This is a genomic window from Rhizobium sp. Root1334, from assembly GCF_001426665.1.
Taxonomy (GTDB): Bacteria; Pseudomonadota; Alphaproteobacteria; order Rhizobiales; family Rhizobiaceae; genus Pararhizobium.
This window is the reverse complement of the sequence record NZ_LMEY01000001.1, coordinates 1,282,549-1,296,817: the sequence shown is the minus strand read 5'-3', so window position 1 is coordinate 1,296,817 and position 14,269 is coordinate 1,282,549. Positions and strand designations below refer to the sequence as shown.

Here is a 14,269-nt window from a genome sequence, read left to right as displayed (position 1 = left end):
CCGGTTTGCAACCCGCATACCGGCCTTTCTTCACTTGCTCCATCAGGTCCAAAAACCGGGAAAGCTGATAATATTCACCCGTATGGTTGACTATAGCCCTTGTTTTGTATATTCAACTGTTAGGGTGAATGAATGGACGAAGATGATCTGTCACGGGTTCTCAAGGCCGCCGGCGATACGACCCGGCGACGCATCCTGACGCTGCTTGTTCAGGAAGGTGCATTGAGAGTGACGGCGCTCGCCGCCCATTTCGACATGTCGCTGAATTCCGTCTCCAAACACATCAAGGTGCTGGAGGAGGCCGGACTTGTCACCCGCCGGACCTTGGGCCGCGAGCATTTCATCGCAGCCGAACTCGATCCGCTGAAGCTGACAGAAAACTGGTTCGCGCAATTGAAGTCCATCTGGGAATTGCGCCTGACGGCGCTCGAAAACCTACTCGTTTCAAAGGATGAAGACAATGAAGGAGCTTGAGCTGACGGTCAGCCGCACAATCGCGGCACCGCGCGAAAAAGTGTTCAACGCCTGGCTTTCACCGGTGATGCTGGCAAAATTCATGGCGGTGCCTTCGGGGGGAGCCGCGCAGTCCAAAGTCACGAACGATCCGGTGAAGGGCGGCCGTTTCTCGATCGTCATGGTGACGGCCGAGAAAGACATCCCACATGCGGGAATCTATCTTGAGATAGACCCGTTCTCACGCCTTGCCTTCACCTGGGAGTCGCCGTACTCGCTCGACGACAGCGTCGTCACCATCGATCTCGCTGAAGTCGATACCGGCACGACGGAAATCACCCTGAAACAGGTGAAATTCAAATCCGAGGAAGCGCGGCGAGGCCACGAACAGGGCTGGACGGCGATCCTGAATCTGCTCGAAACCAGCCTCTCCGCCGCCTGACAATTATGCCGGACGAAATTGAACACGGTTTCGCCCGCTATAGTTTTCCCAACAGGCTTTTTTGCGGGAAACATGTCGGCTCGATGCCGTTCTTTGCCTGCCAGGCGCCGATCGAGCGCCGGGTCTTGTAACCGGCCAGACCATCGGCCTTGCCTATATCATAGCCCTGTTTTTCCAGCGATTTCTGCATCTTCAGGACGTCTGAGCGGAGCATCTTGCCGACATCGCCGAACTCACGCCTGAAAGCGCCGCCACCCGAGGCGATCCGGTCGGCCAGGTTGCCGATGAACAGCGCATAGAGGTCGGAGTTGTTGTATTCCTTGATGACGTAGAAGTTGGGCGTGACGATGAATTCCGGGCCATGGCGGCCGGCCGGGACCAGCATCATGCCATCGGCCTTGGCTTCGCTGGCCGGAAACGCCTTCCCGGAGGCGCGTTCGATGCCATCGGATGCCCATTGCGAGATCGGCTTGGCCAGGTCTGGGCCTTCCTGCGCGCAAGTGACGTTCGCAGGAATATAGACCTCGAAACCCCAGTCGCGGCCACGCTGCCAGCCTTTTTTCGACAGGTAATTGGCGATCGAGGCCAGCGTATCGGGCGTCGATTTCCAGATGTCACGGCGGCCGTCGCCATCGAAATCGACGGCATATTTGAGGAAACTGGTCGGCAGGAACTGTGGTTGGCCCATGGCGCCGGCCCAGGAGCCGCGCATGTCGGCCTCCTTCACGTCGCCGCTGTCGAGAATGTGCAGCGCCGCGATCAGCTCGCGCTTGAACAGATCGCCGCGGGTCGACATGAAGGCCTTAGTGGCAAGCACATCCATAATCGGATGCGGGATTTTCGCCCGGCCGAAGCCGGATTCGCGGCCCCAGATAGCAACGACGATCGGACCTGGAATCCCATAGGTCTTCTCGATCCGCCGGAGCGTCGCAGCATTTTCCTTGGCAAGGGCGCGGCCGGTCGCCGCCAGGCCCTGTAGCCGCTGTTCGGAAAAATAAGCACCGGGCGAAGAGAACTCCGCCTGGCTCTGCTTCTGTTCGCCGGGTGGCTTGCTGCCTGGAGGCACAAGGTCCGGCAGGTCCCAGTTGAGCTTCACATCGGTGAAGGCAGCCTTGAAGGCGGCGGCGGAGATGCCCGATTTCTGCGCCTGCGGCCACAGATCGGTCTGCAGCCATTGGCGGAATTGAGATTCGGTTTCGGCTTTGGAGGCCGCGAGGACGGGGATCGGGGAGAGTGCGAGGATTGCCGCAACTATCATCGTCAGTGTTCGCTGCGCCTTACCCCCCTCTGTCGGCGCCGACATCTCGCCCTCAAGGGGGGAGATTGGCCTCGGACTTATTGCCCGCCTTACCACCGAGGATGCGAGGGAAAAGAATGATCTCCCCCCTTGTGGGGGAGATGTCACCTCCGGGTCTTGCCTGCGGCAAGCCCGAGGACCGGCTCTGTGACAGAGAGGGGTAGGGCTCGGCACATTCAAAAGCGTCCTCAAATCGCCGTCCTCGCCCTCAAGGCCGCTGTCAGCGTGCCTTCATCCAGATAATCCAGTTCGCCGCCCACCGGCACGCCGTGGGCAAGCCGGGTGATCTTGACGCCGAGGCCGTCGAGCTGGTCGGTAATGTAGTGGGCTGTCGTCTGGCCTTCGACGGTGGCGTTGACGGCGATGATCAGTTCACGCACGCCGCCCTTGCTCACCCGCTCGACCAGACCCTTGATGTTCAGGTCGTCGGGCCCGACGCCATCGAGCGGCGACAGCGTACCGCCAAGCACATGATAGGCCGTGTTCATCGCGCTGGCGCGCTCCAACGCCCAGAGGTCGGAGACGTCCTCGACGACGATGATGACCGAATTGTCGCGCCGGTCGTCGGAACAGACGCTGCAGGGATCGATCGTGTCGACATTGCCGCAGCACGAGCAGATGCGCACCTTGCGGTGGGCTTCGCCCATGGCGTCGGCCAAGGGACCCAACAGCTGATCCTTCTTCTTGACCAGATGAAGGGCGGCGCGCCGGGCCGAACGCGGCCCGAGCCCGGGCACCTTTGCCAGGAGCTGGATGAGTTTTTCAATTTCGGGACCGGTGACTCGCTTTGCCATGCGGCGGTTCTACTCCATATCTCCCGGGAACGGAATCGCTGAAAAGAAAGTGCCGCCCATGAAAATCGTCGCCGTCTGCACCGGCAATGCCGAAATCCTGCCCGGTAAATCCTACCGGACCGGCATCTTCAAGCATCCGGTAGAGGCAGGCATCATGATCGACCGTGAGGGATTGATCGGCGACAAGATCTGCAATCGCAAACACCATGGCGGCGTCGATCAGGCCGTCTATGCGCTGGGCTCCATCGATCTTGACTGGTGGTCGAAGGAACTTGGCCGCGCTCTGGAACCGGGAATTTTCGGCGAAAATCTGGTGATCGACGGTGCCGATAGCCGCAAGATTTCTGTCGGCGACCGGTTTGTCATCGAGACGGTCGAGCTTGAGGTCACGTCAGCCCGCATCCCCTGCGCCACATTGGCTGGTCGCATGGACGATCCCGGCTTTGCCAAGCGCTTTGCCAGGGCAGGACGGCCAGGGTTCTATTGCCGCGTTCTCAAGGATGGCGTCGTTCAGGCAGGGGACGCCGTCACCTATCACGCCTATTCCGGTATGCCGGTGCTGATGCCGGAGTTGCTGCACACATACGGCAAGAACCTCTCCGATGAAGACCGCGCCCGCTACATCGCGGCGCCGATCCATTACAAGCTGAGAGCCATGATTAGCGGTTGAGCCGCGTTCGTGCTACTGCCTGCGACCTTAACCATTCGCTGAAGTTCCGCTTCCTTTCAACCCGGCCTCAACCTATGAGAACCCTTGTCGCGCAGGGCATTTTTCCTGATGCGAGAGGTCGATGCCTGTACAGACACAGCGAGAACACAGCGAACTTGGCAATGACAGGGGCGCCGGGACAGCTGCGTCTATGGCTGGAACGTGGCAAGGGTTTTCCACATGAGCGGGTTCACAGGAACTGCAGATTGCTTGGGACGAACGACCGCGATCGTTGCGGCCGCCTTCCTGATGCTGGCGGCCGATGTGAGCGGCGCAGAGGCCGGACAGTGTTCCGCGTCAAGAACCTCGGGCGGTCCCGAATTTTCGCGGCTGCAACGGCAGATCGCGGCCAACCGGGCGTTCCAGGTGAAATATAGCTGTGCTGCCAGCAAAACCTTTGCCTGCCGCGAGATTGCTGGCCGCATCGCGGAAACGAGCGCCCGCCTGGCCGCTCTGTCTGGCGTTTCTCAGCAGGTTTGCGCGAAGCAGGCCGTCGCCGAGCGCGCTCCGCTTCGTCGGCCGGTTCCGGCTGCGGCCCGTGGCGTAATGGCAGGCTACGCTCTGCCAAGGATCAGCGCCAAGATCGAAACACGATGTGTCCGGCTCTCGGACGGCTATTCTTTTCCGACACCCAATTCCGGTTACAACACCGCCGGCGATATGGAGGCGATCGCGGCACAGTGCAAATTCATCTGCGATGATCCGGCGATGGATGTTTACAGGATAACGAGTGCTGGGAATACCGATGAGATGATCTCGGTAACGACGGGTGCACGGTATGCCGAACTGCCGCATGCCGGAGCCTACCGGACGGCATCGCCGCTCAAGACCTGCGACATGAACCGGTTCTACAAGACAGTGCTGGCAAAGACACCGGTTACCGGCGCCGCTGTTTCAGGCACCGGGATCGTCGAGGCGGCGCAATCGGCAGAAGATGCCGTCATGGATGTGGCGCTGCTCGGCGATACCAGCCTTCGTGGCACAACAACCTTCGTGCCCGCGCCGCCGCGCAAAATCCGCATCGTCGGCGCGGCTTTTCTACCTGAAGAATGAGGCGATGCTAAACGCCTAGAAAGGCAGCTTCATGCCGGGCGGGATCGGCAGGCCGGCGGTCAGCGCCTTGGTCTTTTCGGCTGTGATGGCTTCCGCCTTGTCCTTGCCGTCCTTGTGAGCGGCAACGATCAGGTCTTCGAGGATTTCGACATCGTCTTCCTTGAACAGCGACGGGTCGATCTTCAGGCCCTTGAGGTTGCCCTTGCCGTCCATGCGCACGGTGACGAGACCGCCGCCGGAAGAACCATCGACTTCAAGCGCAGAAATCTCTTCCTGCATCTTCTCCATCTTGGCCTGCATTTCCTTGACCTTGCCCATCATGCCCATGATGTCGCGCATCGTCATGTCCTCTTCTGAATGTCTCGATAAATCTAAAACTAGTGCTCGATATCGTCGCCGGGAAGGATGTCGCCATCTGCGGATTCGGCAGCGGCCATGGCCACCGGCTCGTTTTCCTCTTCCGGTTCCGGTCCCTTGATCCGCACGTCGGTGATCTTGGCGCCGGGGAATTTGGCGAGAATGGCGGCAACGTCCGGATCCTGGCGTGCGTCGCTGACGCGCTTTTCCTGCGCTCGCGTTTCGGCCTCAAGGAGAGTCGGCTCGCCGGGCTCGCGGCTGAGGATGACCATCCAGCGGATGCCGGTCCAGTCCTCAAGCTTCTTCTGCAGCTCGGCAACCAGCGTCTTCGGCGCGTCTTCCGGCAGGTTGATTTCCAGCCGTCCGGGCTCCAGATTGACCAGCCGCACGAAACCGCGCACCAGCGTTTTCAGCTTGATATCGCGGTTTGTGCCGCAGAGTTCGGCGATGTCACTGACCGAACGCAGGGCGACCTTGGGTTCGGCTTTGGCAACCGGCGCTTCGATGGGCCGTTGCTCGATCTGTCCGACAGGCATGGCCTGTGGTGGTGCGACGTCCGGCACGGCGCGCAGCATGGTTGCGCCATTGCCGGTTGCCCGCTGCGCCGGCGGCATGTCATTGCCACGCGCCTGGATGGAGTTTCCGCCAAAGGCCTGCGCGCCGCCGCCATTGCCGCCGTTCGGGGCAGATGGCTGACGCGGAGCATCGCCGCTGGAAAGTTCGAGCAAACGCCGGGCTGCATCTTCCGGGGAGGGAAGGTGGGCGGCATGAGCAAGCCGGATCAGCACCATCTCGGCGGCACCGGCCGGGCGCGACGAGCTTTCCGTTTCCGGAATGCCCTTCAACAGCATCTGCCAGATGCGCGACAGCGTGGTCACGGCGATGCCGGACGAAAATTCCGCGCCCCGGGTGCGCTCGATTTCGCTCAGCGACTGATCGTCGACTGCATCGGGAACATATTTCAGCCGGGTGACAAGATGGGTGAAGTCGGCGAGGTCGGTCAGCACCACGGAAGGGCTGGCGCCCGCCTCGTATTGCCCGGCAAATTCATTGAGGGCGGCAGCCACGTCGCCTTTGACGATGTGCTGGAAGAGATCGACGATGCGGGCGCGGTCGGCAAGGCCGAGCATCGAGCGCACGGCTTCGACCTCGACCACGCCGCCACCATGGGCGATGGCCTGGTCGAGCAGCGACAGGCCGTCGCGCGCCGAGCCTTCGGCAGCGCGGGCAATCATCGCCATGGCATCCGGATCGGCCGAAATGCCTTCCTTGCCGAGAATGGTGGTGAACAGGCCGACGAGATCGGACGCGCCGATGCGGCGCAGGTCAAAGCGCTGGCAGCGCGACAGGACCGTGATCGGAACTTTTCGGATTTCGGTGGTGGCGAAGATGAACTTCACATGCTCCGGCGGCTCTTCGAGCGTCTTCAACAGGCCGTTGAAGGCCTGGGTCGAGAGCATGTGCACTTCGTCGATGATATAGACTTTGTAGCGTGCCGAAACCGGACGGTAGCGCACCTGCTCGATGATCTCGCGGATATCGTCGATACCGGTATGCGAGGCGGCGTCCATCTCGATCACGTCGACATGGCGGCCTTCCATGATCGCCTGGCAGTGCTCGCCGGGAATGCGCAGGTCGATCGTCGGCTTGTCGATCTCGGGCGTCTTGTAGTTCAGCGCACGGGCAAGGATGCGGGCGGTGGTGGTCTTGCCGACCCCACGAACGCCGGTCAGCATATAGGCCTGCGCGATCCGGCCTGTCTCGAACGCATTGGTGAGCGTGCGCACCATCGGTTCCTGGCCGACCATCAGGTCGGAGAAATCCTTGGGCCGGTATTTGCGCGCAAGCACGCGGTAGGCGGCGGGTTTTTCGGATGCCGGGATCAGACTATCTTCGCTCATCGCCCTTTTTTCCCCAAGACGGGGCCGCTTGGCTGCAAATCGTGTCCAGGAAGGACAGAAAGAAAAGGGTGGGAGGCTGGCACGATGACCCGTGCCTGGCTCGTTGGGGCTGCTTCCTTCCGGACCTGACCCGGTTGGCGAGTGGCTCGTCCACCACCAACCTCCCGGTTCTCATATCGGCAATATCGAAACCAAATGCAAGCCACGCCTTCAAAAAACTGCTATCGTTGTTGAAACAAAAGAAAAATCACTGTTCCCGGGAGACCCACTTGCCTGCCTTCGAGATTGATGAACGCCTTCAGCGCGATGGATTGCTGATCACGACGCTCGGCCTTTGCCAGTTGCGGATCAACAATGACTGCCGCTGGCCGTGGCTTGTGCTCATTCCGCAGCGTGATGGCGTGTCGGAAATCTTCGATCTGACGCCGCTCGATCAGGCGATGCTGACTTTCGAAACCAACATGGTGGCAGCCGCATTGAAAAAAGCGACAGGGGCAGCGAAGATCAATGTCGGCGCTCTTGGCAATATCGTCCGTCAGCTTCATGTTCATGTCATTGCCCGCAACGAGGGTGATGCCAATTGGCCGGGGCCGGTCTGGGGCTTTGGTTCGGCTGAACCCTGGGACGGCGAGGCGCGCAAGGCATTCGCAGCACGGATAGTGGAAAATCTCTGACCATGACGAAATCGATCTTCGATCTGCACAGCCCGCATCCCGAGCCGAGCACGCTCGTCGCCTTTTCCGAAAATCACCTGGACAGACAATCGGAACATCGTCCCGACGATTGCGTCGAAGTGGCTTTCCGCAAGGACGGCGCTCATGTCTTTGCTTTCTCCAGCGGCAAACTGGTCGTCAAGCATGACGAAAAAATCATCGACCCGCTGTTTGCCCCCTATGAACTGGCCGGTCTGGAACCGGTTCTCGACGATGCCATCCTGCTCGGTTTCCTGCCCAACGGTGAGCCGCGTCTGGCGGTTCCCATCAGCCTCACCGAAGAGACGCTGCCGGAACCCTTCAAACTCGCCGATGGCCGCACACTCTATCGCCAGCAGATGCTGACGGACGAGCTGCTTGGCCAGTTTGCGCAGGCCTCAAGCCTGCTCACCTGGAACGCCACCAATCGCTTTTGTGGCAAATGCGGCTCGGTGATGGAAGGCAAGGCCGGTGGCTACCGGCGCGTCTGCAGCGCCTGCAAGCACATGGTCTTCCCGCGCACCGATCCTGTCGTCATCATGCTGACGATCGATCTGGAGCGTGACCTCTGCCTGCTGGGCCGCAGCCCGCATTTTCCCGAAGGCATGTATTCCTGTCTCGCGGGCTTCGTCGAGCCGGGCGAGACCATCGAAAACGCTGTCCGGCGCGAGACGCTGGAGGAGTCCGGCATTCGCGTTGGCCGCGTGCGCTATCACGCCTCGCAGCCCTGGCCGATGCCGCATACGCTGATGATCGGTTGTTATGCGGAGGCCAAATCCCGCGATATTCATGCCGATGATCAGGAACTGGAAGACTGCCGCTGGTTCACGCGCGACGAAACGGCCGCGATGCTGGCACGCAATACCGGCGTGACGCTGGCGGCAGGGGAGTTGGGGCCGCCGCCGAAGGGCGCTATCGCTCACCAGCTGATGCGCGACTGGCTGGACTGGCCGCGCTGAAACGCAGTCGGCGCCCGCTGATCGCGGACGCCGGCGGTCTCAATTTCATAACTCGAATCAGAAGTTGCGTTGCAGACGGATCGTGCCGCCAATGGCGCTGCCATGGCCGCGCTCGCCGTCGAACTCGGTGTAGTTGATTTCAGGCTGGAATTTCAGGCCCTCCACAACCGCGTAATCGATGTTCAGAGCGGCCGCGAATGTACCGTCATCCTCGTAGGCACCCTGGACGTTCAGCGAAGCCTTGTCCGTCAAGTTGGCAGCAAAGCCACCCCATACGGCCCAGTCACCGAGCCACGGGCCGTAATAATTCAGCCGTCGTGTGCCGCCGGGACCCTTGTCATTGTCCCAATCTGACTGGTAGCCGCCCATCACCCAGGCGGAAAACACATCGTTGAAAGCGACATCGATGCGAATCTTGCCGCCGAAAGCCTCGGCGTTGGTATCGTAACCGCCGATGAAGGCGATGCCTGTGCCTTCATTCTGGAAATAACGCAGACCGCCGATGATGTGCGGAAAGTCATGGCCGTGATACAAGCCCGTGGGTTCGGGAGCAAAGCCGGTATCGTAGCTGCCGGCCCCTTCTTCCAGGCCGATCAGGGCGGAAAAGCCGATATCGCCGCCATAGACATAGCTGATCTGGTTCGTCCGGTCGCCCGTATAGTCGATCACATCGTCGTTGATGATATTGCCCGCGGAGTTCAGCCAGATATCGTAGCGCGAGTCGCCGTAGCCGGCACGAAAGCCAGCAATCTGGATGAACGCGGCATTGAGATAGGTATCGACATCGTTGATGTTGTTTGCGTCGCTGCGCAGTTCGATGAAACTTTCCAGAGTTCCGTATTCTGTGTCGGACTTCGCATCAAACGTCAGCGTGCCGCGGGTGAAGGCATCCCAGCCGTTGCTCTCGCCCGAATAGGGGCTTTCACCATAGTTGGAATCGAAGCGGACGTAGCCGCCGATCTTCAGGCAGGTTTCGGTTCCGGGAATATAGAAATAGCCTTTCCCGAAAGCCTCGCAAACGCGAACATATTCCATGGGTTCTGGTTCGGCGGCGACGATGGCATCGGCGGCCTGCGCCCCGGTGGAGATCATCAAAGCGGCGGAAGAGCAGAGAAGAAGAGTTCTGATTGCCATTATCGACCTTTGCCGCGCCTTTGCTTGGGGCGCCTGTCGTTACCGGGAAGGCATGGCGGGCTTCGAATCAGACAGCGCGCCATGCGACGAACAAGTTCGCCACAAAACAATCACGTTTTCGCTTTCATTTCCAGCCGCTAATTCTCGGGGGGTATTTACAGAACCAAGCGCATTGGATGGGCTGCATAGGAACCCAGTATCCGAACCTTTTCGGAGAAATACCGCAACTCGTCCAACGCTTGGCGGACATTCGCGTCGTCCGGATGCCCCTCGATATCGGCATAAAACTGGGTGGCAATGAATTTGCCGCCGAGCTGATAGCTTTCCAGCTTGGTCATGTTGATGCTGTTGGTGGCAAAGCCGCCGAGCGCCTTGTAGAGAGCGGCCGGGATGTTACGGACATTGAAGACGAATGTGGTCACGATAACTTCGCTGTCCGCCTGCCGCTTGATGTGCTTCGGGTCACGCGAAAGGATCACGAAGCGCGTTACGTTGTTTTCCGTGTCCTCGACATTCTCGGCGACAATGTCCAGCTTGTAGAGATCGGCGGCAAGCCTTGGGGCAAGCGCAGCCATCGACCGGTCGCCCATTTCGGACACAAGCTTGGCCGCGCCGGCGGTATCGCCCGCGACCACCGGCTTCCAGCCATTGGCCCGCACGATCTTGCGGCACTGGCCAAGCGCATGGATATGGCTATGCACGGTGCGGATCTCGTCGCGCGAGACACCCGGAAGCACCATCAGCTGGAAGCGGATCGGCATGAAATACTCGCCGATGATATGCAGCCGGGATTCGGGCAGGAGATGATGGATGTCGGCGACGCGGCCCGCGATCGTGTTCTCGATCGGGATCATCGCGAGGTCGGCTTCACCGTTCTCGACTGCCAGAAAAGCATCCTCGAAGGTCTGGCAGGGCAACGGTTCCATGTCCGGGAACATGTCGCGGCAGGCCATGTCGGAATTGGCGCCGTAGTCGCCCTGAAAGGAAATCCTGTTCGTCTTGGTGATCATCGCAATGTCCAATCAGGCTTTGACAGAAAGAAAACGCCGGGCCTTTTCCAGGTCGGCGGGGGTGTCGACCCCAAGCGGTATCGATTTGACGATCTCTGCATCGATGCGCATGCCGGCCTCAAGCGCCCGCAACTGCTCCAACGATTCGCGCTTTTCCAGCGTTGAAGGCGGCAGCGAGACGAATTTTTCGAGCGCGACACGCCTGTAGGCGTAGAGACCGATGTGATGGTAGAGCGGGCCGTTGCCATGCGGCGCGGTAGCGCGGGTGAAATAGAGCGCCTTCAGCCGCGTCTGCGACAGCGGCGATCCGACAACCTTCACGACGTTGGGATTGGTCTTTTCGTCCTCGTCTTCGATCTCGACAGTCAGCGTGGCGATATCGACATCCGGGTTTTCCAGCGGCCGGAGCGCAGCGCGAATGGTTTCCGGTTCGATGGTCGGCAGATCGCCTTGCACATTGATGACGATCTCGGCCTTGCGCTCCGGGTCGCTTTTCAACAGCGCCTCGTGGATGCGGTCTGAGCCGGACTGATGGTCGATGCGGGTCATGACTGCCTCGAAACCTGCAGCGGTCACAGCATCGAACACGTCCTGATGATCGACGGCGACAACGATCCGGCCGGCTTGCGCGTCCTTCGCTCGCATGGCGACCTGGACGATCATCGGCAGGCCGCAGATGTCGGCCAGTGGCTTGCCCGGCAGCCGCGTCGAGGCCATGCGCGCAGGGATCAGAATCAGGGTTTTGTCCAAATTGTCGCTGTTCATGCTTAGGCCTTCAAAACGTGCCGGAAAAGTGTCAAAAGGACTCAAGACCGGGGCTTATAATGTCTGTTGCAACGCAAAGCCAAAAGACATAGGTTCCGCGCGATTTCAAGAGAGGCTGGCGTTTTGTTCGCGCCGGTTGCAAGGGGAGCATTTGCGGATGAACTCATATGTAAACATGGGCGTGGGTGCCTTGCTCGGTACGGTCTTTGTTTTGATGTCCGTGTCGATTGCATCGGAAGGCATCTTCCATTCGGAAGTTCCCGAGAAGGAAGGTTTCGCCATCATCGCCGAAGAGGGCGGTTCGGAAGCTGGCGCTGGCGCCACGGCAGAGGTCGAAGTGGATATCAAGCCGCTGCTGGCAACGGCCGATGCATCGGCCGGCGAGACCGTCTTCAAGAAATGCGCAAGCTGTCACACCGTAGATAAGGGAGGGGCCAACAAGGTTGGTCCTAACCTGTGGGGTCTTGTCGAACGTCCGATCGCTTCGCATGAAGGCTTTGCCTATTCGGCGGGCATGAAGACATTTGCCGAATCCAACAAGACCTGGACCTACGATCACCTGAGCTTCTTCATCGAAGCGCCGAAGAAGCACGTTCCCGGCACCGCGATGGGCTTTGCCGGCGTCAAGAAGCCGGATGAGCGCGCCAACCTGATTGCCTGGCTGCGTGAGCATGCCGATACGCCGGTGGCGCTGCCGTCCGCAACCGCTGCAGCAGCGCCTGCCGCTGAAGGCGAAGCTGCAAAGCCGGCTGCCGAAGCCGAGGCCGCCAAGCCTGCAACGGAAGCCGAAGCTGCAAAGCCGGCAACTGAAGGTGAGGCAACGAAGCCTGCTACCGAGACCGCGCCTGCGCCATAAGGGCATGTCCAGGGCAGCAGTAGATTGAACAAAGCCCGGCCGATGCGCCGGGCTTTTTCATGTCAGAGGTTTCTCGGCCCGGTAGGGCCGCTGCCGCTAAAGCAGGATATAGGCCCAGGCAGAAACAGAGATGACGCCGAGTGCGGTGGTGATGGTGATCGTCGATGATGCAAGGCCGTGACCGACGTTGAAATGATTGGCAATCAGCCAGGCATTGACACCGGTGGGTACCGATGAGGTCAGCACCAGTGCTGCCGTCCAGTTGCTGTTGAGCCCGAGCAGCTGGCAGGCGCCGTAGACCGCTGCTGGCAGGACGATCAGCTTCAGCGTGCTGGTGACCGAGGCAAGGCCGGTATTGCCGGCGAGGCCGTATTTGTCGACCGCCATGCCGATCGAGATCAGAGCCGCCGGGGCGGCCACGCCTGCCAATTGATCGACAACGACCTTGACCGGGCCGTCGAGCGGCATGCCGGTGAGGTGAAACAGCGCCCCAAGCGCCAGCCCGATGACCAGGGGATTGCGCGCAAGATTACGCAATATGCCTTTGAGGAGCTTGAGCGGGCTCTGCCCCGGCTTGCCGCTGGTCTTGCGTTCGGCTCGCTCCATCAGGACCGTTCCGGCGATCATCATGACAGGCAGATGCACCGACAGCAGAATGGACAAGGCGACGACTCCTTCCTCACCGACGCTGCGCGAGACCAGCGGCAGGCCGATGAAAACTGTATTGGCAAAGGCGGAGGAAACTCCGGCCAGCACGCCAATGCGCGCATCCTTCTTGAAAAACAGCGTCGCTGCAAAATGCCCCAGCGTCCATGTCACGGCGACACCGGAGAAGTAAGCAACCCAGAGCGGCCAAGGCGAGCCATCCTTGAAATCGGCTTCGGCAATGGTGCGGAACAACAGAACTGGCACCGCGACCCGGAACACGAAATCGCCGAGCGCGTCTCCCACGGATGCCTTCAGGTAATTCATCCGGACGATCAGCCAGCCGAGCAGGATCAGGACGAAAATCGGCACGACATTCAGGAAGACATCGGACATCAGGCGTAGCCTCTTGGCAAAGTGAATGTTCGCCATAGACCCATTCACCCGGCTGTCGCAACCCGGCACGGTGCAACTATCGGATGAGGCGCATACTTCACGCAAGCCTCATGTGCCAGAGTGCAGAAGGAGGTTGCCAGATGATTGAAAAATGGTGGCAGGACCCGGTCATTCTCGAACTCGACGGGATAGGACGTTACCGCGTCATTCGTAACACGCGCGAAGCAGCGCAATGCCTTCTCGACAAGTGGCCGGTTCATGACGGTACGGCCTATAAGGCGGCGGTCCAGACGTGCCGCTATGTTTTACGCGGCGAGCAGCCGGTGGACTATGCCCGTCAGGACTTCATCGCTGCGGCCGTCGAGGCCTTCATTCATGTGCAGCCGGGCGCCTGAAGACCCTTTCGAGAGTTCTTCAAAAAGCGGAACATTCGGGAAAAGCTCGCGTTGTCCCCCCGGAAGGACAATTGCCATGCACAAGCAGATCTACATTCACCAGGATGATCATTCGGACCTTACCGATGACGAACTGGCCAGCAAGGTCATGCGCTATATTCAGTACTCGGTGCTGATTGATACGTCGGGCCTGTCTGTAATGGCTGTGGGTCGCACGGTTATTCTCAGTGGCTACGTGTCCTGTGCAGCCGAAGTCGGCTGCATCGAGCAGGCGGCCGCGTCCGTAATCGGCGTGCACCTCGTCGAGAATACGGTCGAGGTGATGCAACGTTGAGCGGGTGTTTTCAGCGCCGGTGACCGGCTTTGCCGAGGAAACCTGGCATGTTCCGGGAATTCCTTAGGCGCATAAAA

The 14,269-nt window shown here is 60.1% G+C and carries 17 protein-coding genes and 1 other RNA gene; 9 read left to right on the top strand and 9 right to left on the bottom strand.

Annotated elements, in window-relative coordinates:
- Nucleotides 1-132 precede the first annotated feature (132 nt).
- Both ASD36_RS06330 and ASD36_RS06325 read left to right on the top strand, forming a co-directional pair.
- Nucleotides 133-474, top strand: coding sequence for a metalloregulator ArsR/SmtB family transcription factor (locus tag ASD36_RS06330; protein WP_060501112.1), 342 nt, complete (start codon nucleotides 133-135; stop codon nucleotides 472-474).
- Nucleotides 461-895 (top strand): SRPBCC domain-containing protein, encoded by a 435-nt coding sequence (locus tag ASD36_RS06325; protein ID WP_060501110.1) that lies wholly within the window; start codon nucleotides 461-463, stop codon nucleotides 893-895. The genes ASD36_RS06330 and ASD36_RS06325 overlap by 14 nt, the downstream gene beginning before the upstream one ends.
- A gap of 37 nt (nucleotides 896-932) precedes the next feature.
- Here ASD36_RS06325 and ASD36_RS06320 read toward each other — a convergent pair whose 3' ends face one another.
- Nucleotides 933-2,153: a lytic murein transglycosylase gene (locus tag ASD36_RS06320; protein ID WP_060501444.1), complete on the bottom strand. Its 1,221-nt coding sequence runs from the start codon at nucleotides 2,151-2,153 to the stop codon at nucleotides 933-935.
- Between the two features lie 227 nt (nucleotides 2,154-2,380).
- The gene (gene recR / locus ASD36_RS06315; protein WP_060501108.1) at nucleotides 2,381-2,986 is read right to left on the bottom strand and encodes a recombination mediator RecR; all 606 of its coding nucleotides are present in this window, start codon (nucleotides 2,984-2,986) and stop codon (nucleotides 2,381-2,383) included.
- Between the two features lie 58 nt (nucleotides 2,987-3,044).
- Between recR and ASD36_RS06310 the strand changes: the two genes are divergently transcribed.
- Nucleotides 3,045-3,656 carry an MOSC domain-containing protein gene (locus tag ASD36_RS06310; RefSeq protein WP_060501106.1) on the top strand — a complete coding sequence of 204 codons (612 nt, stop codon included), beginning with the start codon at nucleotides 3,045-3,047 and terminating at the stop codon, nucleotides 3,654-3,656.
- Nucleotides 3,657-3,905: 249 nt separating this feature from the next.
- Nucleotides 3,906-4,748, top strand: a complete 843-nt coding sequence (locus tag ASD36_RS06305; RefSeq protein ID WP_060501104.1) for a DUF2865 domain-containing protein — start codon at nucleotides 3,906-3,908, stop codon at nucleotides 4,746-4,748.
- 15 nt (nucleotides 4,749-4,763) lie between these two features.
- Here ASD36_RS06305 and ASD36_RS06300 read toward each other — a convergent pair whose 3' ends face one another.
- The 3 genes from ASD36_RS06300 to ffs form a co-directional block, all read right to left on the bottom strand.
- Nucleotides 4,764-5,087, bottom strand: coding sequence for a YbaB/EbfC family nucleoid-associated protein (locus ASD36_RS06300; protein ID WP_060501442.1), 324 nt, complete (start codon nucleotides 5,085-5,087; stop codon nucleotides 4,764-4,766).
- A 38-nt stretch (nucleotides 5,088-5,125) separates the two neighbouring features.
- Nucleotides 5,126-7,006, bottom strand: a complete 1,881-nt coding sequence (locus ASD36_RS06295; protein WP_060501102.1) for a DNA polymerase III subunit gamma/tau — start codon at nucleotides 7,004-7,006, stop codon at nucleotides 5,126-5,128.
- 68 nt (nucleotides 7,007-7,074) lie between these two features.
- An RNA gene (gene ffs / locus ASD36_RS06290) (signal recognition particle sRNA small type) lies at nucleotides 7,075-7,171 on the bottom strand.
- 104 nt (nucleotides 7,172-7,275) lie between these two features.
- Here ffs and ASD36_RS06285 point away from each other — a divergent pair.
- Together ASD36_RS06285 and nudC are read left to right on the top strand one after the other, a co-directional pair.
- Nucleotides 7,276-7,680, top strand: coding sequence for an HIT family protein (locus ASD36_RS06285; protein WP_112834706.1), 405 nt, complete (start codon nucleotides 7,276-7,278; stop codon nucleotides 7,678-7,680).
- A 2-nt stretch (nucleotides 7,681-7,682) separates the two neighbouring features.
- Complete coding sequence (nudC, locus tag ASD36_RS06280; protein WP_060501100.1) at nucleotides 7,683-8,657, top strand: NAD(+) diphosphatase; 975 nt, start codon at nucleotides 7,683-7,685, stop codon at nucleotides 8,655-8,657.
- Between the two features lie 57 nt (nucleotides 8,658-8,714).
- Here the strand turns inward: nudC and ASD36_RS06275 are convergent, their stop codons facing one another.
- From ASD36_RS06275 to ASD36_RS06265, 3 genes are all read right to left on the bottom strand, one after another.
- Nucleotides 8,715-9,791, bottom strand: a complete 1,077-nt coding sequence (locus ASD36_RS06275; protein ID WP_060501098.1) for a porin — start codon at nucleotides 9,789-9,791, stop codon at nucleotides 8,715-8,717.
- Nucleotides 9,792-9,946: 155 nt separating this feature from the next.
- Complete coding sequence (locus ASD36_RS06270; RefSeq protein ID WP_060501438.1) at nucleotides 9,947-10,801, bottom strand: prephenate dehydratase; 855 nt, start codon at nucleotides 10,799-10,801, stop codon at nucleotides 9,947-9,949.
- Nucleotides 10,802-10,813: 12 nt separating this feature from the next.
- Nucleotides 10,814-11,566, bottom strand: a complete 753-nt coding sequence (locus ASD36_RS06265; protein ID WP_060501096.1) for a 3-deoxy-manno-octulosonate cytidylyltransferase — start codon at nucleotides 11,564-11,566, stop codon at nucleotides 10,814-10,816.
- 157 nt (nucleotides 11,567-11,723) lie between these two features.
- On the opposite strand from ASD36_RS06265, the gene ASD36_RS06260 reads away from it, so the two are divergent.
- A complete protein-coding gene (locus ASD36_RS06260; RefSeq protein WP_060501095.1) occupies nucleotides 11,724-12,422 on the top strand; it encodes a cytochrome c family protein in 699 nt (232 codons plus the stop codon).
- Nucleotides 12,423-12,518: 96 nt separating this feature from the next.
- Here ASD36_RS06260 and ASD36_RS06255 read toward each other — a convergent pair whose 3' ends face one another.
- Nucleotides 12,519-13,463 (bottom strand): AEC family transporter, encoded by a 945-nt coding sequence (locus ASD36_RS06255; protein WP_060501436.1) that lies wholly within the window; start codon nucleotides 13,461-13,463, stop codon nucleotides 12,519-12,521.
- Nucleotides 13,464-13,603: 140 nt separating this feature from the next.
- Between ASD36_RS06255 and ASD36_RS06250 the strand changes: the two genes are divergently transcribed.
- Both ASD36_RS06250 and ASD36_RS06245 read left to right on the top strand, forming a co-directional pair.
- Nucleotides 13,604-13,858 carry a DUF982 domain-containing protein gene (locus tag ASD36_RS06250; protein WP_060501093.1) on the top strand — a complete coding sequence of 85 codons (255 nt, stop codon included), beginning with the start codon at nucleotides 13,604-13,606 and terminating at the stop codon, nucleotides 13,856-13,858.
- A 76-nt stretch (nucleotides 13,859-13,934) separates the two neighbouring features.
- A complete protein-coding gene (locus tag ASD36_RS06245) occupies nucleotides 13,935-14,192 on the top strand; it encodes a BON domain-containing protein (RefSeq protein ID WP_060501091.1) in 258 nt (85 codons plus the stop codon).
- Nucleotides 14,193-14,269 lie beyond the last annotated feature (77 nt).